This window comes from Acidovorax sp. 107 (genome assembly GCF_003058055.1).
In the GTDB taxonomy this organism is placed as follows: Bacteria; Pseudomonadota; Gammaproteobacteria; order Burkholderiales; family Burkholderiaceae_C; genus Acidovorax.
On record NZ_QBTZ01000001.1, the window covers coordinates 2,542,703 to 2,557,500 of the forward strand.

General features: G+C 59.6%; 10 protein-coding genes, 2 tRNA genes and 2 rRNA genes. All 14 read right to left on the minus strand.

Going from position 1 to position 14,798, the window contains the following annotated elements:
- Positions 1 to 52: 52 nt before the first annotated feature.
- The gene (gene ntrC, locus C8C99_RS11900) at positions 53 to 1,690 is read right to left on the minus strand and encodes a nitrogen regulation protein NR(I) (protein WP_108625867.1); all 1,638 of its coding nucleotides are present in this window, start codon (positions 1,688 to 1,690) and stop codon (positions 53 to 55) included.
- 50 nt (positions 1,691 to 1,740) lie between these two features.
- The gene (glnL, locus tag C8C99_RS11905) at positions 1,741 to 2,766 is read right to left on the minus strand and encodes a nitrogen regulation protein NR(II) (protein ID WP_056637712.1); all 1,026 of its coding nucleotides are present in this window, start codon (positions 2,764 to 2,766) and stop codon (positions 1,741 to 1,743) included.
- An 81-nt stretch (positions 2,767 to 2,847) separates the two neighbouring features.
- On the minus strand, positions 2,848 to 3,372 hold the full coding sequence (locus C8C99_RS11910; RefSeq protein ID WP_056637707.1) for a hypothetical protein: 525 nt from the start codon (positions 3,370 to 3,372) through the stop codon (positions 2,848 to 2,850).
- A 222-nt stretch (positions 3,373 to 3,594) separates the two neighbouring features.
- The gene (gene glnA, locus C8C99_RS11915) at positions 3,595 to 5,010 is read right to left on the minus strand and encodes a type I glutamate--ammonia ligase (protein ID WP_056637704.1); all 1,416 of its coding nucleotides are present in this window, start codon (positions 5,008 to 5,010) and stop codon (positions 3,595 to 3,597) included.
- Between the two features lie 171 nt (positions 5,011 to 5,181).
- On the minus strand, positions 5,182 to 6,003 hold the full coding sequence (locus C8C99_RS11920) for a molybdopterin-binding protein (RefSeq protein WP_056637701.1): 822 nt from the start codon (positions 6,001 to 6,003) through the stop codon (positions 5,182 to 5,184).
- Positions 6,000 to 6,941, minus strand: coding sequence for an EI24 domain-containing protein (locus C8C99_RS11925; RefSeq protein ID WP_082576719.1), 942 nt, complete (start codon positions 6,939 to 6,941; stop codon positions 6,000 to 6,002). The genes C8C99_RS11920 and C8C99_RS11925 overlap by 4 nt, the downstream gene beginning before the upstream one ends.
- A gap of 35 nt (positions 6,942 to 6,976) precedes the next feature.
- On the minus strand, positions 6,977 to 7,990 hold the full coding sequence (locus C8C99_RS11930; protein ID WP_056637695.1) for a sterol desaturase family protein: 1,014 nt from the start codon (positions 7,988 to 7,990) through the stop codon (positions 6,977 to 6,979).
- Positions 7,991 to 8,084: 94 nt separating this feature from the next.
- Positions 8,085 to 8,906 carry a polysaccharide deacetylase family protein gene (locus C8C99_RS11935; RefSeq protein ID WP_082576713.1) on the minus strand — a complete coding sequence of 274 codons (822 nt, stop codon included), beginning with the start codon at positions 8,904 to 8,906 and terminating at the stop codon, positions 8,085 to 8,087.
- 24 nt (positions 8,907 to 8,930) lie between these two features.
- Complete coding sequence (locus C8C99_RS11940; protein ID WP_056637691.1) at positions 8,931 to 9,917, minus strand: YncE family protein; 987 nt, start codon at positions 9,915 to 9,917, stop codon at positions 8,931 to 8,933.
- A gap of 271 nt (positions 9,918 to 10,188) precedes the next feature.
- Complete coding sequence (locus C8C99_RS11945; protein ID WP_056638065.1) at positions 10,189 to 10,941, minus strand: 16S rRNA pseudouridine(516) synthase; 753 nt, start codon at positions 10,939 to 10,941, stop codon at positions 10,189 to 10,191.
- Positions 10,942 to 11,043: 102 nt separating this feature from the next.
- Positions 11,044 to 11,156, minus strand: a 5S ribosomal RNA gene (rrf, locus tag C8C99_RS11950).
- A gap of 144 nt (positions 11,157 to 11,300) precedes the next feature.
- A 23S ribosomal RNA gene (locus tag C8C99_RS11955) occupies positions 11,301 to 14,179 on the minus strand.
- Between the two features lie 392 nt (positions 14,180 to 14,571).
- Positions 14,572 to 14,647, minus strand: a tRNA-Ala gene (locus C8C99_RS11960).
- A 33-nt stretch (positions 14,648 to 14,680) separates the two neighbouring features.
- Positions 14,681 to 14,757 (minus strand) — tRNA-Ile (locus tag C8C99_RS11965).
- Between the last annotated feature and the right edge of the window lie 41 nt (positions 14,758 to 14,798).

Consider the following 14,798-nt stretch of genomic DNA (forward strand, 5'->3'; position numbering starts at 1 on the left):
CAATAGCTATCAATGCATATTCAATGGCCACTTTGGGCCATTTTTATGCACTTTATGCTTCATCCGGTGCGTCCAGCCCCAGCTCCTGGATCTTGCGGGTGATGGTGTTGCGCCCGATGCCCAGGCGTTGCGCGGCCTCCATGCGGCGCCCGTGGGTGGCCACCAGGGCCGTACGGATCAGGCGCGACTCAAAGCGCCGCGTGAGCGCGTCCCACACCTCGGGCTGACCGCCTGCGAGCAGTTTTTGCGCTTCGGTTTCGAGCGCCTGTTCCCAACTGTGGGCGGCAGCCACAGGGGCGGCCACAGCGTCGGCCGACCAGGACGCAGCGGCTACAGGTGCAGACGCAGGCACAGGAATCGACACGGGCGCTGCAGGGTGCAGACCACCCACCAGCTCGGGCGCAGGCTGCGCCACCGGGGCGACAGGCGCCAGCGGGGCCACCGGCATGGATGTCACCGTGGCCGCAGCGGGCTCAGCGCCCGCCGTTGCGCGCACGGGCGGCTGGTACACCGGGGCTTCCAGTACCTCGGGCGGCAAGTCCTGCAGCGAGATCACCTGTGCGGGCGCCATCACCGTGAGCCAGTGGCAGATGTTCTCCAGCTGGCGCACGTTGCCAGGGAAGGCAAACTGCTCCAGCCGCGCAAGCGCCGAGTCGGCAATGCGCTTGGGCTCCACGCCCAGCTGCCGCGCGCTCTGCTGCAGGAAGTGGCGCGTGAGCATGGGTACGTCCTCGTGCCGCTCGCGCAGCGCGGGCAAGCGCAGGCGGATCACGTTGAGGCGGTGGAACAAGTCCTCGCGGAAGCCACCTTCCTTGACCCGGTGCTCCAGGTTCTGGTGGGTGGCAGCAATCACGCGGACATGGGCTTTGACGGCCGCGTGGCCACCCACGCGGTAGAACTGCCCATCGGACAACACGCGCAACAGGCGCGTCTGCAGGTCAAACGGCATGTCTCCGATTTCGTCGAGGAACAGCGTGCCGCCCTCGGCCTGCTCGAAGCGGCCGCGCCGCTGCGTCTGCGCGCCGGTGAAGGCGCCGCGCTCGTGGCCGAAGAGTTCGCTCTCCAGCAAGTCCTTGGGGATGGCGGCGGTGTTGATGGCCACAAAGGGGCCGTCTGCCACGGGCGAGTGCTTGTGCAGCGCGCGCGCCACCAGCTCCTTGCCCGAGCCCGACTCGCCGGTGATGAGCACCGTGACCTGGCTTTGCGACAGCCGCCCGATCGCGCGGAACACGTCCTGCATGGCAGGCGCCTGGCCCAGCATCTCGGGGGTCGCGGTCTGGCGCTCTTCGGTGACTTCTTCGCGCTGGCTTTCTTCGACCGCGCGGCGGATCAGCTCCACCGCCTTCGGCAGGTCAAAGGGCTTGGGCAGGTATTCGAATGCGCCGCGCTGAAAGGCCGACACCGCACTGTCGAGGTCGGAGTACGCCGTCATGATGATGACAGGCAGGCCGGGCTGCAGTTCGCGCACCTTCTCCAGCAGTTGCAAGCCCGAGCCCCCGGGCATGCGGATGTCGCTCACCAGGACCTGGGGGCCCTGGCGGGCGGGGTCGCCCGCAGTGACATCGGCCAGTGCGTCCAGCACTTCGCGCGGGTGCGTGAAGCTGCGGGTGGGCAGGTTCTCGCGGGCCAGCGCCTTTTCCAGGACGAAGCGGATCGAGGGGTCGTCATCTACTATCCAGATCGGCTTCATATATTTTTCTTACCTTCCCTGTGGTTGCGTGTCAGGGACCGTCGTGCGCTTCAAGGCAGCGGGATCAGGATGCGGAAGTCGGTGCGACCCGGTACGCTGTCGCATTCGATCAACCCGTGGTGTCGCTGCACGAAGGTTTGCGCCAACGTCAGCCCCAGCCCTGATCCGCCGTCCCGACCCGACACCAAGGGGTAAAAAATCCGCTCCTTGATGGCATCGGGTACGCCCGGTCCGTTGTCGATGACATGCAATTCCAGTGCCAGCCGGTAGCGTTGCCGGCCGAACGTGACCTGGCGGGCCACGCGCGTGCGCAGTGTGATCACGGCATCCCCCTTGGCGATGCGCTCTGACAGCGCCTGGGCCCCGTTCTGCACAATGTTCAGCACCGCCTGAATGAGCTGCGCACGGTCCCCCCGGAACTCGGGGATGGAGGTGTCGTAGTCGCGCTGCACCTTGAGGCCCTGCGGGTATTCGACCAGCACGAGCGAACGCACACGCTCGCACACCTCATGGATGTTCACATCGCCCACCAGATGCGGGTGGCGATGCGGCGCAAGCAACCGATCCACCAGGCTTTGCAGGCGGTCGGCCTCGTGGATGATGACCTGGGTGTATTCAGTGAGCTCCCGGTTGTCGAGCTCCATCTCCAGCAGCTGCGCCGCGCCCCGAATGCCGCCCAGCGGGTTCTTGATCTCGTGGGCGAGGTTGCGGATCAGCTCCTTGTTGGCCTGGGCCTGATCGCGCAGGCGCTCCTCGCGGTCCTGGCGGGCCTGCTGCTCCAGCGGCCAAAGCTCCACCAGGATTTCGCCCACCTGCTCGGCATCGGCCACGTTGACATGCACGGGTACCGGGTCCTGGTGCAGGCGCTTCAGGCTGGCCTCGTAGCGCAGCGCAGCAAAGTCCTTGCCCCGGGCGCCCGCCAGGGCGGTCTGCAGCAGCGCGGGGTCGGTGAAGAAGGTGGAGAAGTCCGCCCCCTCCAGGGTGCGGCGCGACAGGCCGAGCGTATTCTCCAAAGCGGCGTTGGCAAACTGCACGGCGCCATCGTCAGCACGCAGCACGGCCACCAGGGTGGACATCAGGTCCAGGGAATGGAAACGCCCGGTGTCAGTGCCGGGCAATTCGGGGGAGGAAGGGGCACTCACACGCTATCGCCGTCGTCAGTTGGTGGGCGCCGCAGGCGCTGGCAGGCGGGCAATCTCGCGCTTGATGCCTGCGATGTCGCTCTCGCTGCGGGCCACACTGGCCTTGAGCTCGGCCGTGCGTTCGGTGTAGCGCTGGGGATTGCGCAGGTCCAGCGCATTGCGCTCGGGGGCGCCGTTGTTGTATTCCTTGAGCAGCTCGGCATGGCGTGCTTCGGCCTTGCGCAGCTCGGACTCCAGGATGGCGCGCGCATCCGAATCGCGGGACTTCTGCTCGTTGTTGCTGACGCGGGGTGCGTTGGCGGGCGAGGTCGCAGACGAAGAGGCTGCTGCACCACTGCCACCGGCGGCGGCTGCGGCAGACGCCGGGCGGGTGCCCTGCACCACCGTGACGTTGCCGCCCTCGACCAGCTTGCAGCCACGCTCCTTGGCCTGCTGCGCGTTGTTGGTGTATTCGTTGCCGCAGCGGTAGATGCGGTCTTGCGCCAGGGCCACGGGGACGGAGCCGGCGATGAGAAGCAGGGTGATGAGCGTTTTTTTCATTCGGTTTCCTCGCACGGACATGCAGGGGTCGGGGGAGTATCCCCCAATCACCCTACATCTCCAATCCAACAAAGGCAGACCCTTGGAAGGCTGTGTATACGGATGCAACACCTGGCACCTTGGTTCCGCCGCACGCATTCGACGCCAGCGCCATCTTCGCCCGCCCATGAAAAAAGGCGGCTTGCGCCGCCTTTTCTTGAGCAATGGTCTGCAGGCAGACGATTACAGCGAGTAGTACATGTCGTACTCGACAGGATGCACGGCCATGCGGAAGCGGGTCACTTCGTTCATCTTCAGATCGATGTAGGCGTCGATCATGCTGTCGGTGAACACACCACCCTTGGTCAGGAACGCTCGGTCCTTGTCCAGGTGCTCCAGGGCCTGGTCCAGGCTGTGGCACACGGTAGGCACCAGCTTGTCTTCTTCTGGAGGCAGGTGGTACAGGTCCTTCGTGGCGGCTTCGCCAGGATGGATCTTGTTTTCCACGCCGTCCAGACCCGCCATCAGCAGGGCGGCAAAGCCCAGGTAGGGGTTCATCAGTGGATCGGGGAAGCGGGCTTCCACGCGACGGCCCTTCGGGTTGGCCACGTAAGGAATGCGGATCGAGGCCGAGCGGTTCTTGGCCGAGTAGGCCAGCTTCACCGGGGCTTCGAAGTGAGGCACCAGGCGCTTGTAGCTGTTGGTGCCTGGGTTGGTGATGGCGTTCAGGGCACGGGCGTGCTTGATGATGCCGCCGATGTAGTACAGCGCGAAGTCCGACAGACCGGCATAGCCGTCGCCAGCGAACAGGTTCTTGCCGTCCTTCCAGACGGACTGGTGCACGTGCATGCCGGAGCCGTTGTCGCCGTGGTAGGGCTTGGGCATGAACGTGGCGGTCTTGCCGTAGGCATTGGCCACGTTGTGGATCACGTACTTTTGCAGGATGGTCCAGTCAGCGCGCTCCACCAGGGTGCTGAAACGGGTGCCGATTTCATTCTGGCCAGCGCCCGCCACTTCGTGGTGGAACACTTCGACCGGGATGCCCAGGGATTCGAGGATCAGGGACATCTCGGCGCGCATGTCTTGCGTGCTGTCGACGGGGGGCACGGGGAAGTAGCCGCCCTTGACGGTGGGACGGTGACCACGGTTGCCACCTTCGAGCTTGGCGCCAGTGTTCCAGGGAGCTTCGTACTCTTCGATTTCGTAGAAGGTGTGGTTGGGCTCGGTGCTCCAACGCACGCCGTCGAAGATGAAGAATTCTGGCTCGGGACCGAAGTAGGCGGTGTCGCCCAGGCCGGAGGCCTTCAGGTAGGCTTCAGCGCGCTTTGCGATGGAGCGGGGGTCGCGGTCGTAGGCCTTGCCGTCGGTGGGCTCGATCACGTCGCAGGTCAGGATCAGCGTCGTTTCTTCGAAGAAAGGATCGATGTTGGCCGTGCTCGGATCGGGGATCAGCTGCATGTCGGAGGCTTCGATGCCCTTCCAACCGGCAATCGACGAACCATCAAAGGCATGGCCCGAAGTGAACTTGTCTTCGTCGAAGTGAGAGACGGGCACCGTGGTGTGCTGTTGTTTGCCACGGGTATCGGTGAAACGGAAGTCAACGAACTTGACTTCGTTCTCCTTCACCATCTTCATCACGTCTGCAACGGTCTTGGCCATCAGGTTCTCCTGGATAAAGCGCTTGTTGAAAAAAGAGTTTGCGAGATAAAAGCAGTTTGCGTGCCAGCCGAGTGCAGCGCCGCACTATGAAGGAGCGCTACCCGCGACAGGTCGGCATGGCAGGTGCCCAAAAGCACCAACACGGTGCAATTCATTCATCGAATCTGAACTTCACAGATTGCGCACCAATTCGGGGCCGCAATTTGCACCAAATTTGTGCAATCCAGTTTTCAATGCCTGCCATGCCGCAGGCACCGAGGACGCGGGGCCTTTGACGCCCAGTTCGATGTGCCGCCCGTATTGTGGATGATCTACGCTGGGCAAACTGAACACCCGCACATCCGGGTGCGATTTTTCAATCTGCTCCATGAGGGGGGTCAACGCCGCCTCCATGGCGCCATAAACCACCACCGACTGCTCGGTCTGTGGCGCACGGTTGAAATGGGCCGCGTAGCGCTGTTCCAGCACCCACTCGATCATGGGCCAGGCCATGACAGGAAAGCCCGGGACGAAGTGCACAGCCCCACCCCCTGCCCCTTCGCAGCTGAAGCCAGGAATCTTGTTGTAGGGATTGGGAATGATGCGCGCACCCACCGGGAACATGCCCATGTTGAGACGGTGCACGTTGTCAGACCGGTCGGGCTCATAGGGCACGCCCTGTTCGCGCGCCACGTCCTGCATGCGCTCACGGATCAGGGCCTCGGCCTCGGGGTGCAGGGCCAGCTCCTTGCCCAGGGCACGCGCAGCACATTGCCGCGTGTGATCGTCGGGTGTCGCGCCGATGCCGCCGCACGAGAACACCACATCGGCCGAAGCAAACGCCCGCTGCAACGTGGCAGTGATGCGGTCCGGGTTGTCGCCCACGTAGTCGGCGTAGGCCAGAGAAAGGCCACGCGCCGACAGAAGCTCAATCACCTTGGGCATGTGCTTGTCGGCCCGCTTGCCTGAAAGGATCTCGTCGCCCACGATGATGAGGCCAAAGGTAGGGGTCATGGTGTCTTGTCTCCTGGCAGGGGAATGGCGGGGGATGGCAGCGCAGGCGCGGGCTCTGCCGCCGTATCCAAGGGCGTAGCTTCTGCGGGATGCGGCATTGCATCGGCCACCGGGGAGAACGCCGTCTTCGGCGCCATTGCGGTCCGCTCGGCCCGCAAGCGCTGCAGCGCGGCCAGCCCATAGTGCGTGAACCACAGCGACGAAAATGCGAACACCAGGGTGTAGATCCAGATCGCCAAGGGCACCAGCACAAAAAAAGCAGCCGCAAACACCACCCCCGACGCCCACACAATGCTGGGCGCAGCGCCCAGATAACCCGTCACAACCCCAATGCCCAGCAGGCTGCTGCGATGGCGACGGAATATCTCCTGGCGCTCTTCCTTGCTGGCATGATCGGCCAACGCATCAAACACCATCACCCGGTAGGTCAGCCACCCCCAGATCAGGGGCGGCAGGATGAGCACCAGCGGCGGCACCAGCCAGAGGGGGACAGACACTGCCAGCGCCACCAGCGCCAGCACCGTGGACCCTATCGACCAGGCCACACTCGCAATGAAGGACCCGCCCTTCTTGCGCTCCAGATCGGGAAAGCGCCGCGCGGCGACCAAGGCCACCAATGTGGGGGTCATGAGCACTGCCACCGCAAGCAGCGATACCACCACCAGTACCGGCGCCACGGCCAGCACCACCATCAGCGGCGCCATCACGGCAGTCACGTCACCCAAACCCCAGCCCTGAAGCCAGCTCCAGACGCTGGCCAGCAGCGTGGACGCATCCAGCAAAGCGCGCATCCCCTGCACTGCTGCATCCCAATAGAAATGGCCCAGGCCCAGCGCCAAGGCGACCATCAACAGCAAGGGCAGCAGCGACAGCGCAATCACGCGGGGCCGCAGGCAGTAGGCGGCGGCACGCCAGAAAGAATCAAGCAGAAGTCCCATGGCGGGAAGCATACAGGGAGCGCCTGCCGGGCTGCTCAGGCCTTGCCCAGCAACCGCAGTACGCCCCGCCATTGCTGGGACCAGAACCCACTGCCGTAGTCGCGCAAGCGGCCATCGGCACCTGGCTCGACCTGGTCGCGCACACCGGTGGGGTCAAAACGCTTCTCGAAGTTGGCCGTGCCCATCAACATGTCCCACCAGGGCAGGAGCACCCCAAAGTTGTGACCACCGAGCACCACACGCGGCGGCGCGGATGGCATGCCTCCAGCAGCGTCAGCCGGTGGCTTGACCGTTTCATGGCCAATGCCGATGCTGTGATGCCGCCGGTGAAAGCGGGGGCTGATCCAGAGCCGCTCTCCCACCTGGCCGAACCACAGTCGCACGTTGGCATGCTGAAAGCTCTCGCTGAGCTGCGCGATGGCCACGATGGCAATGAACTGCCCGGGCGCCACGCCAATCAGCTGCGCCACCGTCACCAGAATCACATCGCGCAGCAGGTCGTCGAGCAGGTGGTTGCGGTTGTCGCTCCACATCGTCATCTGCCGCTGCGCATGGTGCAGCGAATGCAGGCGCCACCACCACTCAAAATGGTGCTGACCCCGGTGGATCCAGTAGTCCACAAAATCGAACACCACCAGATACATCAGCAGACTGACCCAGGGTATGTCCGTCACGCCCGGCCAGACGCCGTCGAGCTGGAAGGTACTGACACCGGCCACGCGCAGGGTTCCAAACATCGAGTCCGCCAGCGCATCGACCGTGAAAAACAGCACCAGTCGGAACAGACCCAACCGGTGGATCAAGGTGTACAGGATGTCGGTGCGAATGGTGGCCCTGTCGGTGATGGGCTCCACCGGCCACAAGCGCTGCAAGGGACCAATGACGGCCACGATGACCACCAACTGCAGCAACCCCACCAGCAGCCAGCCCGAGGCCTCGTAGCCGCTTTCCAGCAGACTGGCCAGCCCGGTGGTGAACATCAGCGGCTGCAGCACGCTCTCAAAAAGCCATTGCTGCAGACTGTCAAATACACTGCCTAGCCATCCCATCTTGTTGCGCTCCCTGGCACCCTGTTATTCAGTTAAAAGCCTCAGCGCTGCACTGCAACGGCGAGCGTTACGGAAACCGTCGTGGCTGCCCATGCTAGCGAACGTGGGCCACAGCAGCCGCATAGTCGGGATGATCGCGCAGCGTGCGAAAGCAAAAGCCCCGCTGCTTCAGCCCCTCGATCAAAGGCTCGAGTACAGCCGGCGCCCACGCGTCCTTGCGCGACCAGATCCCCAGATGCGCTAGCAGGATGTCGCCACTGCGCACATCGCGCAGCGCCTTGTTCAGCAGCATCGCGTTGCTGGCTGTTTCACTGGGCAGCTCATCCCCCAGGAATCCTGCTGGGGACCAACCCACATGCGCGTAGCCGCACTTCCGTGCGCTGGAAATCAGCTGCGCAGAGGTCCTGCCGCCCGGTGCTCGGAACAGGGGCAAAGGTGTCTTGCCCGTAATGGCCTTCAAGCGATCAGAGGCGCGGGTGATTTCTTCGCAGTATTCAGACGCCGACATCTCAAAGCTCTGGCCCTCGCGCACGCCCGCCGAAGGGCGAACCCGAAAGGCCGGATGCTGGACAGTACCCGCGTCGGCGCGCCAGTAGGTGTGGTTCCAAGTGTGGGAGGCAAACTCGTGCCCTTCTGCAGCACGTGCACGCCACCATGGCGCCCAGTGGTCTCCCAGGCTTCCATCCCCTTCTTTGGTGCGCTCGTTCGCTGCAAAGAAGGTCACCTGAACCTGCTGACGCTTCAGTACCTGAGCCACCAGAGGCGCGACCTCCATATGGCCGGTATCAAATGTCAGGTACAGGGGCTTTTTGCAGTCATTTTGCGCAGTAGCGCCAGTGAAACATACGCAGCTAGCTATTAATACAATAGCATTCCTGAGCGTAGCCCTTGCGGTCTGATGAGCGCGAACCGACATACCCTTCGCCCGCCTGTGACACGCTCAACGCGGCGCGTGCTGCAGAGTCCATACGCCGTGGGGTGACTTGCCCACATTGACTTGGCGCACCACCTTCTTCGCTTGTGTGTCCACCACCGAGAGCTTCCGTGCCCAGCGCGAGCTGACGTAGATGTAACGGCCATCTGCCGAAACATCCATGCAGTCGGGTCCGCCGGGGACTGGGTAGGATTCGACGATCTGCAGGGTGCCCATGTCGATCTTGCTGATGGAGTTGGCGACGCGGTTACTGACGTACAAATGCCGCCCATCACCCGCGGCCCTGAAGGCATGCGCCCCATTGCCTGTCTTGATCCGCTTGATGCTGGCCGCGTCACGCCCGGAGATATCAAACACTTCTACGCTGTCCCCGCCCGTCAGGCCCACAAACAGGTGCTTGCCATCCGGGCTGCCATACACATCGGCGGGCATGGGGCCGGTTTTGACGCGCCATTTGATGGTCTGGGTGGCGATGTCAATGGCCACCAGCTCATCACTGTCCTGCATGGTTGAATAGACCGTGGCGCTGCGACTGTCGATCCACAAATGGCTGGGCGTGCGCGAAGTAGCCACCCGCTGCACCAGCGTCAAGTCCTTGCCATCCCATCGGTAAAAATCCACATGGTTCAGGCGATTGGCCGCCGTGATGAACCACTTCATGTCGGGACTGAAGCGCAGGTGGTAGGGGTCCACAATGCCACGCACCGTACGCTGCACCTCGGCAGTACGGGGGTCCACAAAAGTCAGCGTGTCGCCCAGCGCGTTGGCCACGATGATCGACTTCTCATCGGGCGTCAGATAAAGGTGATGTGGCTCTTTGCCCGTGGGGATGCGGGCGGTTTCGGTCCAGGTCACAGGGTCAATGACGCTGACATTGGCCTCCAGCGAATTAAGCACAAAAAGAGGCGGAGCGCCCGCCGCCAAGCCAGCGACGCAATACCACCAGCCACCAAGGGCTACAACGCAGGTGCGAGCAATCGAGAAAATCTTCACAAAACCACTTTCAATACAGCTTTGGAGTGTAGCGCTGCGCCCGACCAGGCCTTGCGCGACAACACGTAACATCAGGGTGATAGTTCACTCTTTGATCAATGTCATATCCGCACTTGCGCAGCCGAAGATGTACTGGTCCAACCAAGGAATGCTGCCTGTCCGTGTCGTACGCCCTATCACAGGGTCTCTAGTCAAGCCGTCGGCGGTAAGAAGCATGTTGCCTTCACTTGGCTTGCAACATCCCATGCCCATGATCGTTGCCAGGGCATGTTCAATCGTTGCTATTCAAGAGCGCAAGATCTGCTGCATTCAGCCATCGCCACTGCCCGGGCGCCAGATCGGCAGGCAAATCCATGCCTCCAATGCGAGAGCGGTGAAGCCCCTCCACCCGATTGCCGACCGCGGCAATCATCCGTTTGACCTGGTGGTACTTGCCCTCGGTCAAAGTCATGTCCAACCGGTGAGAGTCCACACTGACGCAGTGTGCCGCACGAACCGGCTTGGGGTCATCATCCAGCACGACCCCTGACAACAACTTTGAGATCTGCGCGTCGTCCACCGGGTGTTTCGTCGTGACCTGGTAGACCTTGGGCACATGCTTCTTGGGCGAGCTCAAGCGGTGAATGAACTGCCCGTCGTCACTGAGGAGCAGCATGCCCGTCGTGTCCTGATCAAGCCGCCCCACAGCCTGCACTCCCTGTACGGCACTCTTTGTGGGCCGCTGACGCAGCGGCGGAGGCAACAAGGTGTAGATGCTGGGGTAGGTGGACGGTTTCTGGGAGCATTCCGTCCCGGCAGGCTTGTGAAGCAGCACGTACGCCTTGGCCTGAAAAGGCCAATCCACACCTTGCACGCGCAACTGCAGCCCTTCTGGCTCGAAGTCAGCCGTAGCATCGGTACAAAGAACGAGCTCAGACGAAGTCGATGACGCTACGCCCACCAAAACCCATCCTTGCTGGATCAGGCCCGCACAGACACGACGCGTACCGAAGCCTTGAGAATACAGAATATCTTGTAGTTGCATGGTGAATGTTCGCATCAGGGCGCGCGGGTCGGTGTCTTATTGTGACTTTCCAAAGCAAAAAACCCCAGTCCTTTAGAGACTGGGGTTTTCTGGGCTGTAAGAGCCTGACGATGACCTACTTTCACACGGGAACCCGCACTATCATCGGCGCAAAGTCGTTTCACTGTCCTGTTCGGGATGGGAAGGAGTGGTACCAACTTGCTATGGTCATCAGGCATAACTTGGTGCTGGGCTGTTCTTGTGAACAGCCTGGCGAATTCATAGAGTCTGGAATCAGATTTTTTGTATTTGACTGCGTCTAACTTGGCATAACAGACTTTGAGCTTCACGCTGGTGAGCGTGTTGGCTATCAAAGTTATAGGGTCAAGCCGCACGAGCAATTAGTATCAGTTAGCTTAACGCATTACTGCGCTTCCACACCTGACCTATCAACGTCCTGGTCTTGAACGACTCTTTAGGGGGCTCAAGGCCCCGGCAGATCTCATCTTGAAACGAGTTTCCCGCTTAGATGCTTTCAGCGGTTATCTCTTCCACACTTAGCTACTCGGCAATGCCACTGGCGTGACAACCGATACACCAGAGGTGTGTCCACTCCGGTCCTCTCGTACTAGGAGCAGGCTTCCTCAAATCTGCAGCGCCCACGGAAGATAGGGACCAAACTGTCTCACGACGTTTTAAACCCAGCTCACGTACCTCTTTAAATGGCGAACAGCCATACCCTTGGGACCGGCTACAGCCCCAGGATGAGATGAGCCGACATCGAGGTGCCAAACACCGCCGTCGATATGAACTCTTGGGCGGTATCAGCCTGTTATCCCCAGAGTACCTTTTATCCGTTGAGCGATGGCCCTTCCATACAGAACCACCGGATCACTATGTCCTGCTTTCGCATCTGCTCGACTTGTCAGTCTCGCAGTTAAGCACGCTTATGCCATTGCACTATCGTCACGATGTCCGACCGTAACTAGCGTACCTTCGAACTCCTCCGTTACGCTTTGGGAGGAGACCGCCCCAGTCAAACTGCCTACCATGCACTGTCCCCGATCCAGATAATGGACCTAGGTTAGAACCTCAAACACACCAGGGTGGTATTTCAACGTTGGCTCCATGAGAACTAGCGTCCTCACTTCAAAGCCTCCCACCTATCCTACACAGATCTGTTCAAAGTCCAATACAAAGCTACAGTAAAGGTTCATGGGGTCTTTCCGTCTTTCCGCGGGGAGATTGCATCATCACAAACATTTCAACTTCGCTGAGTCTCAGGAGGAGACAGTGTGGCCATCGTTACGCCATTCGTGCAGGTCGGAACTTACCCGACAAGGAATTTCGCTACCTTAGGACCGTTATAGTTACGGCCGCCGTTTACTGGGACTTCAATCAAGAGCTTGCACCCCATCATTTAATCTTCCAGCACCGGGCAGGCGTCACACCCTATACGTCCACTTTCGTGTTTGCAGAGTGCTGTGTTTTTATTAAACAGTCGCAGCCACCGATTTTTTGCAACCCCGTTGGGCTCCCTCTGTACGAGTTCACCTACTTGGGGCATACCTTCTCCCGAAGTTACGGTATCAATTTGCCGAGTTCCTTCTCCTGAGTTCTCTCAAGCGCCTTAGAATACTCATCTCGCGCACCAGTGTCGGTTTGCGGTACGGTCGTCAATAGCTGAAGCTTAGTGGCTTTTCCTGGAAGCAGGGTATCACTCACTTCGTCTGCAAGCAGACTCGTTATCACCCCTCATCTAAGCCCGGCGGATTTGCCTACCAGGCACGACTACAGGCTTGAACCAACATATCCAACAGTTGGCTGAGCTAACCTTCTCCGTCCCCACATCGCACTATTGATCGGTACAGGAATATTGACCTGTTTCCCATCAGCTACGCATCTCTGCCTCGCCTTAGGGGCCGACTCACTCTACGCCGATGAACGTTGCGTAGAAAACCTTGCGCTTACGGCGAGGGGGCTTTTCACCCCCTTTAACGCTACTCATGTCAGCATTCGCACTTCTGATACCTCCAGCATCCGTTACCAGACACCTTCACAGGCCTACAGAACGCTCTCCTACCACTTGCAATAAATTGCAAATCCGCAGCTTCGGTAACTGGCTTAGCCCCGTTACATCTTCCGCGCAGGACGACTCGATCAGTGAGCTATTACGCTTTCTTTAAATGATGGCTGCTTCTAAGCCAACATCCTGACTGTTTTAGCCTTCCCACTTCGTTTCCCACTTAGCCAATTTTAGGGACCTTAGCTGGCGGTCTGGGTTGTTTCCCTCTTGAGTCCGGACGTTAGCACCCGGTGCTCTGTCTCCCAAGCTGTACTCTGCGGTATTCGGAGTTTGCATAGGTTTGGTAAGTCGCCATGACCCCCTAGCCTAAACAGTGCTCTACCCCCGCAGGTAATACTTGAGGCACTACCTAAATAGTTTTCGGAGAGAACCAGCTATTTCCAAGTTTGTTTAGCCTTTCACCCCTATCCACAGCTCATCCCCTAGTTTTGCAACACTAGTGGGTTCGGACCTCCAGTACCTGTTACGGCACCTTCATCCTGGCCATGGATAGATCACTTGGTTTCGGGTCTACACCCAGCGACTGATTCGCCCTATTCGGACTCGATTTCTCTACGGCTTCCCTATTCGGTTAACCTTGCCACTGAATGTAAGTCGCTGACCCATTATACAAAAGGTACGCAGTCACCCTTGCGGGCTCCTACTTTTTGTAAGCATGCGGTTTCAGGATCTATTTCACTCCCCTCCCGGGGTTCTTTTCGCCTTTCCCTCACGGTACTGGTTCACTATCGGTCGATTACGAGTATTTAGCCTTGGAGGATGGTCCCCCCATATTCAGACAGGATTTCTCGTGTCCCGCCCTACTTTTCTCTAACTTAGTACCACACGTCTGTTTTCGCATACAGGGCTATCACCTGCTATGGCCGGGCTTTCCATCCCGTTTTGCTAACAGTCGTGCTATCACTAGAAGGCTCTTCCGATTTCGCTCGCCACTACTTTCGGAATCTCGGTTGATGTCTTTTCCTCGAGCTACTGAGATGTTTCAGTTCACCCGGTTCGCCTCGCATACCTATGTATTCAGTATGCGATACCTCTTGCGAGGTGGGTTTCCCCATTCAGAAATCTCCGGATCAAAGCTTATTTGCCAGCTCCCCGAAGCTTATCGCAGGCTATCACGTCTTTCGTCGCCTGTAATCGCCAAGGCATCCACCACATGCTCTTAGTCACTTGACCCTATAACTTTGACATCTCTTTCAAGATATCGCCATCATCTTCAAGGACTTGCCAGGTCTTTCACCTGGCGCGTTATGCCGTAATGTGAATAATTCCTCGATATCACTATCAAGAAACATTCGTCATTACTGAGTTCAAATTACTTCGCAATCGCTTTCGCAATCACGTTTGCTCATTGAACATTCGTTTTGACGCAATCAAAAATTTGTCACCAGGGGCACGGTCTGCACTAAACCTTTACGAATGTGCAGTTTCCCCTGGCAACTCTGATTTCGACTCTATGAATTTTTAAAGAACAGCCGATTGATCAATCGATATTGATCAACAACAAAGCAGCCTCTTAGCAAAGCCGCTTTGGTGTTGAATGACCGAAGTCTTCTCTTGTCGTTGGGTGGTGGAGGATGACGGGATCGAACCGACGACCCCCTGCTTGCAAAGCAGGTGCTCTCCCAGCTGAGCTAATCCCCCAGTGTCCTCTTACCGCATCTAGCCATCGGAATTTGGTGGGTCTAGTTGGGCTCGAACCAACGACCCCTGCGTTATCAACACAGTGCTCTAACCAGCTGAGCTACAGACCCTGTTCCAACAACCGATAAGTGTGGGCGTTCAATATTGAATG

Bases quoted from the DNA above. Each gene is read 5' to 3' on its own strand.
- ntrC (WP_108625867.1), bottom strand. From the start codon at position 1,690: ATGAAGCCGATCTGGATAGTAGATGACGACCCCTCGATCCGCTTCGTC.
- glnL (WP_056637712.1), bottom strand. From the start codon at position 2,766: ATGTCCACCCTGGTGGCCGTGCTGCGTGCTGACGATGGCGCCGTGCAG.
- C8C99_RS11910 (WP_056637707.1), bottom strand. From the start codon at position 3,372: ATGAAAAAAACGCTCATCACCCTGCTTCTCATCGCCGGCTCCGTCCCC.
- glnA (WP_056637704.1), bottom strand. From the start codon at position 5,010: ATGGCCAAGACCGTTGCAGACGTGATGAAGATGGTGAAGGAGAACGAA.
- C8C99_RS11920 (WP_056637701.1), bottom strand. From the start codon at position 6,003: ATGACCCCTACCTTTGGCCTCATCATCGTGGGCGACGAGATCCTTTCA.
- C8C99_RS11925 (WP_082576719.1), bottom strand. From the start codon at position 6,941: ATGGGACTTCTGCTTGATTCTTTCTGGCGTGCCGCCGCCTACTGCCTG.
- C8C99_RS11930 (WP_056637695.1), bottom strand. From the start codon at position 7,990: ATGGGATGGCTAGGCAGTGTATTTGACAGTCTGCAGCAATGGCTTTTT.
- C8C99_RS11935 (WP_082576713.1), bottom strand. From the start codon at position 8,906: ATGTCGGTTCGCGCTCATCAGACCGCAAGGGCTACGCTCAGGAATGCT.
- C8C99_RS11945 (WP_056638065.1), bottom strand. From the start codon at position 10,941: ATGCAACTACAAGATATTCTGTATTCTCAAGGCTTCGGTACGCGTCGT.